This is a genomic window from Mesorhizobium sp. WSM4810 (assembly GCF_055811235.1).
The window spans coordinates 1-14,355 of the sequence record NZ_JBVVQV010000046.1; the positions used below are offsets into that span (position 1 = coordinate 1).

Here is a 14,355-nt window from a genome sequence, read left to right on the forward strand (position 1 = left end):
GTCATGGCACTTACCCTTCCACGGGAATCGGTGATCGCAACGTCACCAGCGTGCCATGGCCGCCCCTCGCCTCAGAGCAAGGGCCGTTCTCTCTCCAAAGCTTTTTGCAGAACCTTCAGGACACTATCAATGATTTCATGAGTCGATTGACCTGAGGCTGATGACAAGCGCAGTCACGAGAAGCCACAACGGCAGATCACGATCAAGCCTGCAGCCGCGGGGTTCCGTCTGCAGGTTCGTGTTTGACTGCCATCTCCCATAACTTCTGGCTACTGCTGAATCGTACCGCACGTGGATTCATAAAACTCATAACCGCTTCCGAGACCTCGAGCCGCTTTTGCCGCTGATTGCCAGTGTGGTGTTCATTGCGGCGTGTCAGTCAACTTGAGAATACGATTGTTCTATTTCCGTTGAGCATGATCCGCCGCTCCAGATGCAGTTTGACTGCCCGTGCAAGCACCCGGCTCTCGATGTCACGGCCCGTTGCGACGAAATCCTCCGCGCTCATCGCATGCGTTACGCGCTCAGTCTCCTGATCTATTATTGGACCTTCGTCGAGGTCAGGCGTCACGTAATGCGCGGTCGCGCCGATGAGCTTCACTCCGCGCTCAAATGCCTGGTGATAAGGCTTTGCGCCCTTGAAGGAGGGGAGGAAGGAATGATGAATGTTGATCAGCTTGCCGAAGAGGCGGGTTGACAAGTCGTCGGATAGGACTTGCATGTACCGGGCCAGGATCACGAGATCCGCGCCAGTCTCTCGTACCAGACCCAGCAGCTTCTGTTCCTGCTCGGTCTTGTTGTCCTTGCATACCGGCCAGTAATGATAGGCGAGTCCCTCCCTCTCGGCGACCGCACGGCTGTCTTCATGGTTAGAGACGATCGCGACCACGTCCGCGTTCAACCAACCGACCTTGATCTGGTAAAGCAGATGAAGCATCGCGTGGTCGAACTTCGAGACCATTACGATGACCTTCGGCCTACGACGCGCATCGACGGTGTAAACACACAAACCGAAGCGATCGATTACCGGTTTGAGTACACGCTCGGTTGACGCGATCGAAAGCGAATCGTCTCCTTCAACGGCGAGGCGCATGAAAAACCGATTGCTGATGCGGTCCCAGAACTGGCTGCTCTCGGCAATGTTGGCGCCGAGCGCCGTCAGTCCGGTTGCGACGGCCGCGACGATGCCGGGGCGGTCATCGCAGGTTAGAGTTAGAATCTGGAGTTGAGACATTGTACCTTCGGGTCAAATAGATCTGGAGCGCTCGGGCAGGATCACGAACGTCGCCGACGATACCGTAGTCGGCGACCTGGAAGATCGGCTGCTTCTCGTCCTTGTTGATCGCGACGATGACGTCGAAAACCTTCATGCCCGCAAGGTGCCGGATGGCGCAGGACCCTTGACGGCGGTTTTCGCGCCCTTGCCGGCGACCAGCACATCGACTTCAGAGATCTCAGCGCCTTCGCGGTTGGGCGGAACGGGTGGTGATCGTCGTGTCCGGCGGGGAGAAGAATGGCCATCTGTCTGCCTTCCCAACGCCGGCTTTGTTCTTGAGCTAGTCAACACCTTCCGCCACCGTCTTGACCTTGACGCCGGCCTTGCGGCCGCCAAGTTCCTCGATCTTGATGACCTTGGATCTGAGTCTTGACCTTGGCGAAGACCCTGGAATGCGAATTATCGTGAACCCGGGCGTTATCAGTTCGCCGGCTAAATTTAAGCCGTGCTGCACTGCGCAGGCCGTGATAGCAGCTTGGTGGTCATAGAAAATGCGCCATCATTGTCAGGCAGGAGGAGGACGTCTTTGATCTGCACTTCACTTCGCTCGATTTTCGGAAGGCGTTGACGGGCGGCCGCAGTTCGATCGTAACCCGCCAAGTATCTGCCACTTGGCTTTGGTTCCGCCAATATAATGTTCCGGACGGTGCCATCGCGTTTTCAGATGGCTGGCGCCTACCCTTAAGGACGGCGTCACTCCCTAAGTAAAGAGGTTGGATAATATGGCAATAAATTGAGGCCATGCGAGACGCTGCAATAAGCTGCCGGATGCTCATCCCTATGATTGCTGTGCCTGAGGCGACCCTCATCCGATATGCACGGTACGAGGTTTAAGCCGGGTGGCCGGCGCAGAGCCTCATGCATTAGGAGACGGGCCCTCAGGGCCCGGCATATAGGAACTGCTACCGCTCAAAAGGACTAGACCTAATCGCGCCGCAGAGAGTACGGACTATCGACACCAATTGTAGCGCACCCCGTTCTTCCATCCGCCGCGTGTTGAAGTGATCACCCGGTGCAGCGCCTGCGGCGCTGGACAACAGGCGAGAAGGTCCGTCTCGTCGGCGAGGCCACGCAGCCCGGCTTGTCGGGTCCTATGTGGCACGCCGGGCAGGCATTTCGCCCAGCCAGCTCTTTGCCTGGAAGCGGCGCATGCTCGAAGGCGGCGCGACAGCGGTTCAGGCTGATGACGATGTGGTTGGCGCAGCCCGTGTGCGGAAAAACGCGTGCGCGATCTGGAGCGCATGCTTGCTCGCAAGACCGTCGAGGTCAATTTCCTCAAGGAGGCGCTCGATCTCGCCGCCCGCAAAAGCCAGCGTTGCGGCTGGCCTCGCTCGGCAAGGTCAGTTCGCTGTGAAGACCCTCACTATAGGCGTCTCCCGCTCCACCCTTGCCGAGCAGACGAGGAACACCTCTCGAAAGCCCTGCGACGCGTAAGCCATACGACGAGTTCGCCACGCTGGAGCTCAGGCTCCTCAAGCTCGCCGCCCGCGTCATCGAAACCGTCTCGCGCATCCGCCTGGGCCATTAGGTCGAATGAGGATCTCGAGCACTTAGCTGCCGACCTTCTGGGGCGCCATTCAGCTTCCGTTGCATAACCGCCGTCAGCGAAGACAGGACGCAACTATGCCAGCGCATCAGGATGCACGGCTATGCCAAATGAAGATTGTAAACAGCTCCATTGTTTTTCTAGAGGTTCATTCGATCGTGGATCGCTGGTCACTAGAAACGAAGCCGGGGAAGTCCACACCATCCGCGACGAGCTCGACCGCAATCATCAAGAGCGAGCCGCACTAGGGGCGAACTCAATTCATCGCACCCCAATCGCGCTTTCAATCAGGCTTACCCATCTCGCGTCTAGATCGCGACAATATAAAAACTGTATTTGACCCAAACCGCCCGGCCGTTGAGTGTCAACGAAAGACGCGAATGGCGTTCGCTGCCATAATCGAACGAAATCCCCCGCAATAAAAAGAATGGGGAGGATTAGCTATTGGTTCAGTTGACTGTTTTGCGTGAAACACAACGGCCTCAGCTTGAGACATTCGGGCAACATCGACCAGCGGAAGTGGCGCGTGATGCGGCAAGCGCCAGACACGGGCGGAGCTGTCTGGGATTCAGGTGGAGGGCGTTCGGTGAACCGAGGGGGGGTAGCTTTGGTGGAGCCGGCATCGCAGAGAGGAAAAGACGCGCCGGTCTTGCAGGTGTCGGACCTACGGATCGTTTTCAGGACCCGCGGCGCCACGATCCACGCCGTTAACGGCATCAGCTTTGAACTGAAGCCCGGCGAGCTGCTGGGCGTTGTCGGTGAAAGCGGCTCTGGCAAGAGCGTCACGATGATGTCGCTCATGAAGCTTCTGCCGTCGCCGCCCGCCGAAATTATGTCCGGAAGGGTGCGCCTCGGGCACCAGGATCTTTTGTCGCTCGACCCGAGCGAAATGCGTAAGGTCCGTGGCGGAGAGGTTGGGTTCATCTTCCAGGACCCGATGACGTCGCTCAACCCGGTCTTAACAATCGGCTACCAGCTGATGGAGTCGTTAAGGAAGCATTTGGCTTTCAGCCGTGGCGAGGCGCGCAAGCGTGCGATCGAGCTTCTCTCCCTGGTCGGCATACCCTCGCCACAGGACAGGATACACGACTATGCCCACCAGTTCTCCGGCGGGATGCGCCAGCGGGTGATGATCGCTATTGCACTTGCCTGCCAGCCAAAGGTGCTCATCGCGGATGAGCCGACGACGGCGCTTGACGTGACGATCCAGGCTCAGATCCTGGAGCTCATCAAGAAGCTCCGCCAGGAAATCGGCATGAGCATCATCTGGATCACGCATGATCTCGGTGTGGTGGCTGGGATCGCCGATCGGGTAATGGTTATGTATGGCGGACTCGTTGTCGAGTGCGCCGCAGTCGATGATCTCTATGCAAATCCCCGTCACCCCTATACACGCGCGCTTCTGGAGACATTGCCGAGGCCCAACCAGGCGGGACAGGAGCGATTGAAGAGTGTCGTCGGTCAGCCGCCACACTTAACCGCCTTTCCGACGCACTGCCCCTTCGCACCACGATGTCCGCATGTCTTCGATCGCTGCCGCGTCGAGAGGCCGCCGCTGATGCCGGTGCGAGAAGGGCACGAAGCTGCCTGCTGGTGGGACGTGACCGAGCAGAGGCCGCGCGACGATGTCTGACCCAAGTATCCCCGCCATAAAAGCACAGCCTGGCCGCGATGATGTCCTGCTCCGCGTCATAGACCTGGCCCTGCACTACCCGACTTATCAGGGTGTCTTCGGGCGCCAAGCTGGCGCCATCAGAGCGCTGGACGGTGTGAACCTGGAAGTCAGGCGAGGCCAGACGCTCGGGCTGGTGGGTGAGAGCGGCTGCGGCAAGTCGACGACAGGGCTTGCCCTCTTGCGCCTTTGCGACGCTACCGCAGGCCGCATCGTGTTTGATGGCGTAGACATCACGCATCTGAAGGGCAATAAGCTGCGCCGCATCCGTCCGCGCATGCAGATGATCTTTCAGGATCCACAGGCGTGTCTCAATCCGCGCATGACCGTCGGCTCGATCATCGCCGAACCGCTCAATGAGCACGGTGTGCTGAAAGGCGCGGAAAAGGAGAGGCGGATTCGCGAGTTGCTCGATTCCGTAGGTCTCAATCCGAGGTTCGCCAACCGCTATCCGCACGAATTTTCTGGCGGCCAGCGCCAGCGCATTGGGGTCGCCAGAGCGCTCGCGCTCAATCCCGACTTCATTGTCTGCGATGAGCCGATCGCCGCCTTGGATGTCTCCGTCCAAGCCCAGGTGGTCAATCTCCTCAAAGACCTTCAGAAACAGTTCTCGCTGACATACCTCTTTATCAGCCACGATCTTTCAATGGTCCGTCACCTCTGTGACGATGTGGCGGTGATGTATCTGGGCAAGGTGATGGAACTCGGCCCACGCGCCCTCATCTACAAAGACCCAGTGCATCCCTACACGAAGGCGTTGCTTTCTGCGGTCCCGGTGCCGGATCCGAGGGTCGAACGTGCGCGCCACCGCATCATCCTCGCGGGCGATGTGCCGAGCCCCGCCAATCCGCCTTCGGGGTGTCGATTTCGCACCCGCTGCTCGGTCGCATTCAACCGGTGCACGGTAGAGCAACCGGCCTGGCGAAAAGTGGCTGGCGACCGATGGGTCGCTTGCCATAAGGCCGAGTGAAGCAAGGGAAGCGAGATCCCTCGCAGGAAGTGTAGCGTGTCCGCGATCGCAAAGAGGACGGATTCTTTAGGTCAACAAGGCAGGAATAAGCCAAGCCGAGGTTTGAAAAAGAGGAGAACAACAGAATGTCTAGCAGGCTGTTGAAAAACTGTTTTGTTCACGGAACGTATCGGAATCAGACCGAGCACAAATCAGATTCAAAACGGGTATTTCCAATCCTTTTTCCACAGCCTGCTGGATTGCAACTACTTCTAACAGCGGGGATAGTGACCCTATTCGTTACGCCTGCATTTGCCGAACGCGGCGTAGACGGCGTCGTGAACGTCCTGAATTGGCAGGCGCCGTCGATGATGAATCCTTACCTCTCGGGAAGCGACAATGACACCATTCCTGCCTCGCTGGTGCTCGAGCCGCTAGCCGGCTACGACCAGAACGGCGAGCTTTTCCCGCGGCTTGCGGCGGATATCCCGACCATCAAGAACGGGGGTGTCTCCAAGGATCTGAAGTCGATCACCTGGACACTGAAGCCTGGTCTCAAATGGTCGGATGGCACGCCCGTTAGCGCGAAGGACGTGGTTTTCACCGCCAACTACTGCATGGACGCAAAGGGCGGCTGCGCCCAACTTGCCAGATTCCGGGGCGTCGACAAGGTCGAGGCACTGGAAGACCTGACCGTAAAAGTAACCTTCAAGGAGGCTACAGCAGTCCCCTACACTCTCTTTGTCAGCGCGAGCTCTCCAATCATCCAGGCCAAACAGTTCGCCGATTGCCTGGGCGCGAAGGCCCCAACCTGCACGGAAGCCAATTTCTATCCGGTCGGCACTGGGCCGTTTGTTGTCTCCAACTTCAAGCCTAGTGACGCGGTCCAGCTGAAGGCCAACCCGAACTATCGCGATTCGAACAAGCCCGCTGTCGCCGAGCTCAACTACAAGGGCGGGGGCGATGCGCTCGGGGCGGCCCGTGCAGTGCTGCAGACGGGCGAATATGACTATGCCTTGAACGTGCAGCTCGCTCCGGATGTGCTGCGCAAAATGGAGAGAGCGGGCAAGGGCAAGGTGCTTTCGTCCTACGGGACGTGGGTCGAAACCCTCTTCCTGAACCTGACCGATCCCTCGCGCAGTCTCCTGCCGGACGAGCGTTCGACGGCCAAGCATCCCAACCCGATCCTTAGCGATTTACGCCTGCGCAAGGCTTTGTCGATCGCACTGGACCGCGGCAAGTTGAGCGAGATCGGCTACGGCTCAACTGGCAAACCCACCTGTGACTGGATTCCGGCTCCGGCAACCTTCGCTGCCGGCAATATTGAGTGCTTGAGGCATGATATTCTAGGTGCTGAAACGCTTCTCGACGACGCGGGCTGGAAGCTTGGCCCCGATGGAATCCGGGAGAAAGATGGTAAGAAACTCAAGCTCACTTTCGTGACGACGACCAACTCTATACGCAACCAGTTCCAAGCGATCATCAAGCAGTGGTGGCACGAGATTGGTGTCGACGTCGAATTAAAGAGCCTCGACACTTCTGTCATGTTCAGCAGCGATCCAAGCAGTCCGGACACAGCCCAGAAATTCTATGCCGACGTCCAGATGTGGACCAACTACGCTAGCGGTACAGATCTCGGCTCATATGTAGAAACCTACACCTGCAGCCAAGCGCCGGGTCCGGACAACCAGTGGCAAGGCTGGAACATGCCACGCTACTGCGACAAGGAATACGAGACGCTAGTGACAGAACTCGGCCGTACTGCTCACGTCGAGAAGCGCGGCGAGATTGTGAAGAAGCTCGATACTATGTTGATAGACAGCTACGCGATCATGCCGCTGGTCTGGCGCTCCAACGTCTCGGCGATCTCTAATACACTGGGCGGCCATGCCATGAACGCCTGGGATTCCGAGTTGTGGAACGCCCAGGATTGGCATCGCAAAAAGTAGGCTTGCCTGCGCGTTCTTGTGAGGGCGCTTGGCTTTCGATGTCCTTCGCCGGCCATGGATATTATTGCCCGGCCGGCAGCAATAGGTCCGGTGCATGCTTAACTATGCCATTCGACGAATGCTTATAGCGGTCCCGACGCTGTTCTTGATCAGCCTCGTGATCTTCTCGCTGCTCAAAATGGCGCCAGGCGATCCGTTATCGCAGTGGCCACCTACCATTCCACCTGAAGTCCGCGCGAACATGCGCGCCGCTCTTGGAATGAACGAGTCCCTGATAGTGCAATACCTCCTTTGGCTAAAGCTATTCTTCGTAACCGAGCCGCTGCACGGCGTCGATGTTTTGTTCGGGATGCATTTGTCGGACGGTATGCAACGCATCATCTCCTGGCAATCGCGCGGCCCGGTCTTCAGCGTCATAGCCGAGCGCCTTCCGCAGACGCTGTTAGTCGTTGGCCTCGCCTACGTAGTCGGGGTGCTGCTTGCTCTGCCGATCGGTATCGTCTCAGCTTACAAACAATATTCCGTGTTCGATCAGATCGGCACTTTCCTTTCGATGCTCGGCCTCGCCGTGCCGCCTTTTTTCTCGGGCGTTCTGGCAATCCTGATTTTCGCCGTCTACTTCGACTGGCTTCCGACCATCTACAACACCAATCTCTTCGTCAACAGCTGGAGCAGCTTGGCCGAACAGCTTCGGCAGATGGCCATGCCAGTTATGGTTCTGGCGGTTCAGACTACCGCTTCCATTAGCCGCTATCTACGCTCGTCAATGCTCGACAACCTCAACCAGGACTATGTCCGCACGGCTCGCGCCAAGGGCATGGGCGAGGCCGCGGTCGTGTTCATCCATGTATTGCGCAATTCGATGATCCCGGTGGTGACCGTAGTCGCGCTTGGCCTGCCGAGCACTTTCGGCGGCGCCATCGTGACCGAACAGCTCTTCAAGGTGAATGGAATCGGTCAGCTTCTGATCACCGCCATATACGCCAACGACGTGCCGATGGTGCAGACATTGGCCTTCATCTTCGCAGTCCTAATCGTCGCCTTCAACCTGATCGCCGATCTGCTCTACGGTTTACTCGATCCCAGGATTCGCTATGACTGAACTGCTTCGCGACAATGAACCGAAAGAAGTCGCCGAGGCACTTGTTTCGCAAACACCAACTATCGGCGTGGACCCTGTGTTGCTCGCGACGCCGTCTCGCAATCAGTGGTGGTACGTGTGGGGCCGTTTCAAGGCCCACAGGTGCGCACTCGCCGGGGCGGCCGTCTTCTTCCTGATTGTCGTCGGTGTCGTCTTCGGACCCTTCGTTTGGCGCGTAAGTCCCTCTTATATCGACTTTACCACCTTGAACGCGGGACCAAGCTGGGCCCATCCGTTGGGCACCGACCAACTTGGGCGCGATCTACTTGCGCGGACGATGACAGGCGGTCGCATATCGATCGCCGTCGGCCTGACGGCGATGGTCATCTCGATTTTTCTCGGCACTCTTATCGGTGTCGTTGCCGGTTACTTCAAATCCCTCGATGGCGCTCTGATGCGGCTCACTGATCTCTTTCTGTCATTGCCGGTGCTGCCACTTCTCTTGATCACGGTGATGCTTTTCCGCGACGCGGTGGCGAACATTCTCGGAGTCGAGGTCGGGAGTTTCATCCTCATCGTGTCGGCCCTCGGATTAACGAGCTGGATGCAAACTGCGCGCATCGTTCGCGGCGAAGTTCTGGTCGTTAAGCGGCGCGAATTCGTGTTGGCATCTCGTAGCATCGGCGCGCCGCCGCGCCGAATTATCCGTCGTCATGTGCTGCCCAACATCGTGTCGCCGATCGTTGTTTCAAGCACTCTCCAGATAGCCGATGCCGTGATTTCAGAGAGCTTGTTGTCGTTTCTCGGCCTCGGTTTTCCGCCGGATTTTCCGACTTGGGGGCGGCTGCTTTTAGACGGAATTGAATACATTCAAGATTACCCCCAACTAGTGTTGTGGCCGGGCATTGTGATTTCGCTCACCGTACTCAGCGTCGCCTATATCGGCGATGGTCTCAGAGATGCGCTCGATCCGCGCCTGCGGCAATGATGGTTTCCTTCCTGAAATCGGAAAAGCGTGAGCGCAACTCAATGCTGCGGGCGCTATGGACAGGCAAATCACCAAAATATTGAATGACGATGGCATCCGTTCGGCGCGAGGCAAGCTATTCAGCTTTGAGAACATCTGGCTCTTACACCACCGTTGCGGAATTCACACGCCCAAAATCAACGGCATCGCAGCCAATCCGCCGCGCTGGCCTGATGGAACCTACTCTGTACAGGGCGCAGCCGCTGCAATCGACGTGACGGCTCAACCCATCTTCGACCACCTCGCCCAGGGCCTTGTCCACGGTCGGCAAAGCACGAAATGACAGCCTCGGCAGATCAGCCTTCCAAGCGACCAGATCGATCAACTTCAACGCCGACTGCAGCGGACCAGGCGATCAAGGATCAAGGAAAGGTGCATCATGAAGCATTCGCGGATCCTGTGGTGGCAACCGCGATCCTTGATCGCCTGCTTCATCATTCGACAGTGACCACATCCGTGGTGACAGCTACCGGCTTCGCGAAAAGCGTCGTCCGGCCACTGCAGAAGGCCGGAACGACGTTCCTCACTCCGCTTGACACCGGAGTCCGGTGATCCGGTGTCGGTTTGGCGCGGCGTCATGACATAAACGCGACCATTTGTTCATCTGGGGGACAAGGGCGATTGGGCCGATCCAACCCGCTGCCCGAGACCCCACCGATCGCCTTAATTGACATGGGTGTTGTCGGTCTTTAGCGCGACGATCAGGATCAGACTTTCAGAGCGCGGTCACCGGCAAATTATCATGCTGGTATCGCTGGCAAGGCTTTCGTCGTTGTCTGATTGGTGCTCCGCGACAAGGTCGTGGGTGTTTTTGATTGTCGCGGAGGAGGCGGATCTGCCGCGCTGGCGTTTGGCCTCTATGGCAGATCTGCGCCGGTAGTTTTCGACATTCATCTCTAAGATCGCTGCGTGATGAACAAGCCGATCGACCGCGGAAATGCTGCGATGATCCCGACAGAGGAGTGCGTGTTTAGCCACAGCTGCACCAACATGAGATGTGGCTTCCATCACTGGAGCCACGGGTACAGGAGGTTTTCAAATACAATCTCCTTGGGGCAACCCGTCTTTTTCAGGGGGAAACGCGGAAATTTGTTGAAGGTTTCATTTGGCATGATGGCCAAGGAGCATGCCTGTTCACAAAAAGGCTCGAGCGCGACCGCTTCTTCTGGCCGACAGTTCAAGGTGGAGAGGTGAGAGTATATCCTGCGCAGATGAGTTATCTTTTGTCCGGTATGGACTGTAACTACCCTCAGAAAACGCGGGTCCGGCTCGGGTTGGGTAGCATTTTTTAATCGGAAATACAGTGAAATGTGATTCAATCGGCGCACGACTTCGAAGTCGGTTGAGCTCCCCTCGGATCTTCCCAGCGCTTACGTGGCGTGCTGGCTGAACGTGACGCGTTGCAGGCTGAACGCAATGTGGCGGTCGCCAACTGGCAGGCCGAAGCCGCCAACGCGCAGGCCATGCTGTCCGACAACGAGGCGCGGATTGCGCATCTCGAGCTGCGCATCGAGAAACGGAACGCGAACTGTACGGGCAGCGCTCCGAGCCACGGCGCGGCTGATCGAGCGGATGCGACCGAGACGCTGGAAGAGATCCCGCGCCGGTTCAAGCTGATCGAGACGGTGCGCGAAAGTTCACCTGCCGCGACTGCGAGGAGATCACCCAGCCGCCGGCGCCGTTCCATGCCACGCCGCGCGGCTTCATCGGTCCCCAACGCTGGCGACAATCCTGTTCGACAAGTTCGGCGTGCATGCTCTACTCAACCGCCAGAGCGCGCGCTTCAAGGCCGCGGGGATCGACCTGTCGACGCTGGCCGATCAGGTCGGCCACGCACCTTCGACGTCATGCTGCTCTTCCAACTGAGTCGAGCGCCATGTGCTCGCGGCCGAGCCCCTTCATGGCGACGACACCACCATCCGCATCCTGGCGAAGGGCAAATGCGCGACCGGGTGCATCTGGACCTATGCGCGCGACGACCGCCCCTTCGCCGGGCCTGCGCCGCCGGCGGCGATCTATTACGCCTTGAGCGACCGCCGCGGCGAGCATCCTCAGAAGCATCTGGCAAAGTTCGGCGGCATCCTTCAGTGCGACTGTTACAGTGGCTTCGAGCCGTTGTTCGACCCGCAGTGGAAGGAGCAGCCGATCACGCCCGCTTTTTGCTACGCCCATGCGCGGCACGGATTCTTGGCCGACATCGCGAAAAAGGTCCGGGAGGCAAGAACGGCATATCGTCTCCCCGATCGCGCTGGAGGCGGTCAGGCGCATCGACGCGCTGTTTGAGATCGAGCGCGCCAACGGCCGCCGCGCTGACGAGCCGGTATGCCGAGCGGCAGTAGAAGAACAAACCACTACTCGCCGACACGCACGCCTGATTGCCCCGGGAGCGCGATTCCCTGTCTCTGTCCCGGTATGCGCGTGCCGCGGCTGGGGAGGAGGCTCTTCGACCAGCAGCGCCGCAAAGCGGGGTGTTGCGGCCATGCTTTCGGGCAGTGCCAGAGATCCATTCCGCAGCCGCTTGCGCCAATCATGGATCTGCCATCGCGTGCGCCCCGCACTTGCGCGCCACCTCCGCCAACCGGACACCGGGCTCTGCGCCACAAACCGCGCCTTCTCCGCGTCAGTGCGCCGCCGCCGACCCGTCGGACCTTCGATCACTTCAAGCAAACCCGCAATAGTCAGCGCTTGAAACGTCCAATTGGACGCCCATTTTTTTGCCGTCTCGTTCCATGCGCATACCTCTGTCCAAGTCGGAGGGATTCCTTCGCACAGCCGCGCCAGTCTGGGCAGGGTTGAACCGGAGGGGATCAGCCAAGCGCTTACATCCGAGCCACCTCCGCCAGTTGAGTCAGTTCGATCGATCGACATTCTGTGACGCCGAATTCCGCCATGTGGGCCCAGATCGCGTTGTCGATCTGCGGGCGCTGGCGAACCAGAAAGTCGCGCGTGCGGTGAAGAACCAGTGCCGATGAGCGGCTTCACTTTTGCTGGAGCGGCATGACGGACAGGTACAATATCGAATGAGGAATGATCAATGACTGTCGCAAAAAAATAAAGGAAGAAACACAAAACTTTTGCAAAAATTTTCTTTAACTATTCGGTCACTGTGAGAAGATCGTCTCGATGATAACGAAAGCACTTCTATGTCAATTTAGCCTTGCGACGTGGCGATCACATGTCGCTTCACGGGTTCTTGCTTCGAAGGCCTGGCTGGAAGGAGGAACGAGACACGTTGCCAGGGTGGTGAAATCAATCTGAGTTAGATTCATTTCGCCGGCCCACAAGCAAGCGTATTCGGCTGTCGTCAAAAGCAAGTCGTCTTGGTCTCGTTAAGAATACAGGTGCGCTCATTGGTGCCGGATCTGCTTCCCGTGGCGTTCTGAACGAAGCGTTGCTTGTGAAATCTTCGCGCGGAAGGCTGACCAATGCATCCGCGGGCGTGGCCGTCACCATCCCTGTCTTGGCTGCGCCATTCCTGTATAGAAAGAAGAAAGAAGTTATGAACACCACTAATCCTCAAGAGGCTGTATTGGGTGAAGGCAATTATAGAATAGGGTTCATTTTTATCACGATCTCTGCAGTCGCTTGGAGCACCGGGGGGATGTTCGTCAGAATTCTGCCGCTGGACGCGTGGACGATTCTGTTTTGGCGGAGTCTGTTTGCGACGGGTTTCCTAGCAGTTTATCTGTGTGTAGTTAGACCAAAATATAGCCTCATTCCGAAAGGGCACGCGATGATCGTTGCTGGCTCCTTGGCACTCTCCATGCTAGCGTTCATACCGGCGTGCCAGTTAACATCGATCGCCAACGTAGCAGCCATCTACGTGACTACCCCGGTCTTCACAGCCATCTTGGCGTGGCTTTGGCTCGGAGAGAAAATTGGGCCTACGACGATTTGCGCGGTAGTGACCATTCTTATAGGCAGCTGCGTGCTCGTCGAGGGAACAAGTTCAGCGACTGACTTTGTGGGGAGCTCATTTGCCTTCGTCACGACTTTGATAACCGCCGTTGTTACTGTGTTTATCCGCGAACATCGAGAACAATCGCCTCTGGCTCCTGTCTGCCTAGCCAACATTTTAGTCTCATTGGTTAGCTGGGGCTTCGCAGCACCTCTGTCTGCGAATCTGAGAGACCTCGCGTGGCTTGCGCTTTTCGGCCTGGTGCAAGTGGTGATAGCTTTTGTGTTATTTTCGGCCGGCTTACGACGAGTTCCAGCTTCGCAAGGCTCCTTGATTGGTGCCATAGAAACGCCGCTTGCTCCATTATGGGTGTGGCTCTTATTCGGCGAAACACCCTCGCTATCGACCCTGATAGGGGGCGCGATTATTACCACGGCAGCCGTCGGATACTTTCTAGCGATGGCTGGCGTGCGAGGATGCCCGAAAGGAGAGAACGTCGATGAATGATTTGCAGCCGCCGATGATAATTGAGAGGATCTCAGCGGCCGCGGAATCCCGGATGTCACGTCGTTAATTCACGCCGCAGTCCAAATTATGTTCTCACCGCCATTCATATGTGTCAGATTCCATTATATTCGACCTATTCGCGACAGATCTCCGTTGAGGCTTAATGCCGTTGCCCTGCCGGATGTGCGGACCGGCTGCTCCGCCGGTAGTCATCAAGATGCTGCTACCGTGCCTCAGGGGCACGCCCATCTCGTACGCGAACAAAACCCCCATCAAGCGCCCGCCGGCGCCGGCCGGCGCCCGAACCGCGGTCCGGCTGACGACCATTCCCCTCGGGCAGCCGCCGGCCATCTGGAAATGCGATGGCGCCATCCGGGAGATTATATTGGCGATCTGGACGCCATATGGCGCATACTTAGACGAGCAGCAGTTCGTACTGCAATCGTGATG

9 protein-coding genes and 5 pseudogenes are annotated in these 14,355 nt (G+C 57.9%); 11 read left to right on the forward strand and 3 right to left on the reverse strand.

Features of this window, described 5'->3' with window-relative positions; all coding sequences use genetic code 11:
- Positions 1-379: 379 nt before the first annotated feature.
- The gene (purU, locus tag AC0L3O_RS33665; RefSeq protein WP_473617890.1) at positions 380-1,234 is read right to left on the reverse strand and encodes a formyltetrahydrofolate deformylase; all 855 of its coding nucleotides are present in this window, start codon (positions 1,232-1,234) and stop codon (positions 380-382) included.
- A 322-nt stretch (positions 1,235-1,556) separates the two neighbouring features.
- Positions 1,557-1,640: pseudogene (locus AC0L3O_RS33670) on the reverse strand (electron transfer flavoprotein subunit beta/FixA family protein); the annotation flags it as partial.
- 637 nt (positions 1,641-2,277) lie between these two features.
- Between AC0L3O_RS33670 and AC0L3O_RS33675 the strand changes: the two are divergent.
- The 8 genes and pseudogenes from AC0L3O_RS33675 to AC0L3O_RS33710 all read left to right on the forward strand — a co-directional run.
- Positions 2,278-2,707 (forward strand): annotated as a pseudogene (locus AC0L3O_RS33675) (transposase); the annotation flags it as partial.
- A 722-nt stretch (positions 2,708-3,429) separates the two neighbouring features.
- The gene (locus AC0L3O_RS33680; protein ID WP_473617892.1) at positions 3,430-4,455 is read left to right on the forward strand and encodes an ABC transporter ATP-binding protein; all 1,026 of its coding nucleotides are present in this window, start codon (positions 3,430-3,432) and stop codon (positions 4,453-4,455) included.
- Positions 4,448-5,464, forward strand: a complete 1,017-nt coding sequence (locus tag AC0L3O_RS33685; RefSeq protein WP_473617893.1) for an ABC transporter ATP-binding protein — start codon at positions 4,448-4,450, stop codon at positions 5,462-5,464. The genes AC0L3O_RS33680 and AC0L3O_RS33685 overlap by 8 nt, the downstream gene beginning before the upstream one ends.
- Before the next feature lie 125 nt (positions 5,465-5,589).
- A complete protein-coding gene (locus AC0L3O_RS33690) occupies positions 5,590-7,392 on the forward strand; it encodes a peptide ABC transporter substrate-binding protein (protein ID WP_473617895.1) in 1,803 nt (600 codons plus the stop codon).
- Positions 7,393-7,486: 94 nt separating this feature from the next.
- Positions 7,487-8,494: an ABC transporter permease gene (locus AC0L3O_RS33695; RefSeq protein ID WP_473617896.1), complete on the forward strand. Its 1,008-nt coding sequence runs from the start codon at positions 7,487-7,489 to the stop codon at positions 8,492-8,494.
- On the forward strand, positions 8,487-9,461 hold the full coding sequence (locus AC0L3O_RS33700; RefSeq protein ID WP_473617897.1) for an ABC transporter permease: 975 nt from the start codon (positions 8,487-8,489) through the stop codon (positions 9,459-9,461). Before AC0L3O_RS33695 ends, AC0L3O_RS33700 begins: the two co-directional genes overlap by 8 nt.
- Positions 9,462-9,516: 55 nt before the next feature.
- Entirely contained in the window at positions 9,517-9,783 is a 267-nt protein-coding gene (locus tag AC0L3O_RS33705; protein ID WP_473617899.1) for a hypothetical protein, read from the forward strand.
- Positions 9,784-9,887: 104 nt separating this feature from the next.
- A pseudogene (locus tag AC0L3O_RS33710) lies at positions 9,888-10,052 on the forward strand (ATP-binding protein); the annotation flags it as partial.
- A 163-nt stretch (positions 10,053-10,215) separates the two neighbouring features.
- Here the strand turns inward: AC0L3O_RS33710 and AC0L3O_RS33715 are convergent.
- Positions 10,216-10,442: pseudogene (locus tag AC0L3O_RS33715) on the reverse strand (hypothetical protein); the annotation flags it as partial.
- Between the two features lie 53 nt (positions 10,443-10,495).
- Between AC0L3O_RS33715 and tnpB the strand changes: the two are divergent.
- From tnpB to AC0L3O_RS33730, 3 genes and pseudogenes are all read left to right on the forward strand, one after another.
- Positions 10,496-10,792, forward strand: a complete 297-nt coding sequence (gene tnpB, locus AC0L3O_RS33720) for an IS66 family insertion sequence element accessory protein TnpB (RefSeq protein ID WP_473617900.1) — start codon at positions 10,496-10,498, stop codon at positions 10,790-10,792.
- A gap of 82 nt (positions 10,793-10,874) precedes the next feature.
- Positions 10,875-11,836: pseudogene (tnpC, locus tag AC0L3O_RS33725) on the forward strand (IS66 family transposase); the annotation flags it as partial.
- A 1,103-nt stretch (positions 11,837-12,939) separates the two neighbouring features.
- Positions 12,940-13,905 (forward strand): DMT family transporter, encoded by a 966-nt coding sequence (locus AC0L3O_RS33730; protein ID WP_473617901.1) that lies wholly within the window; start codon positions 12,940-12,942, stop codon positions 13,903-13,905.
- Positions 13,906-14,355 lie beyond the last annotated feature (450 nt).

What these genes read in the sequence shown, in the direction of transcription:
- purU (WP_473617890.1), bottom strand. Translation starts at nt 1,234, where the DNA reads ATGTCTCAACTCCAGATTCTAACTCTAACCTGCGATGACCGCCCCGGC.
- AC0L3O_RS33695 (WP_473617896.1), top strand. Translation starts at nt 7,487, where the DNA reads ATGCTTAACTATGCCATTCGACGAATGCTTATAGCGGTCCCGACGCTG.
- AC0L3O_RS33685 (WP_473617893.1), top strand. Translation starts at nt 4,448, where the DNA reads ATGTCTGACCCAAGTATCCCCGCCATAAAAGCACAGCCTGGCCGCGAT.
- tnpB (WP_473617900.1), top strand. Translation starts at nt 10,496, where the DNA reads ATGTGGCTTCCATCACTGGAGCCACGGGTACAGGAGGTTTTCAAATAC.
- AC0L3O_RS33700 (WP_473617897.1), top strand. Translation starts at nt 8,487, where the DNA reads ATGACTGAACTGCTTCGCGACAATGAACCGAAAGAAGTCGCCGAGGCA.
- AC0L3O_RS33705 (WP_473617899.1), top strand. Translation starts at nt 9,517, where the DNA reads ATGGACAGGCAAATCACCAAAATATTGAATGACGATGGCATCCGTTCG.
- AC0L3O_RS33690 (WP_473617895.1), top strand. Translation starts at nt 5,590, where the DNA reads ATGTCTAGCAGGCTGTTGAAAAACTGTTTTGTTCACGGAACGTATCGG.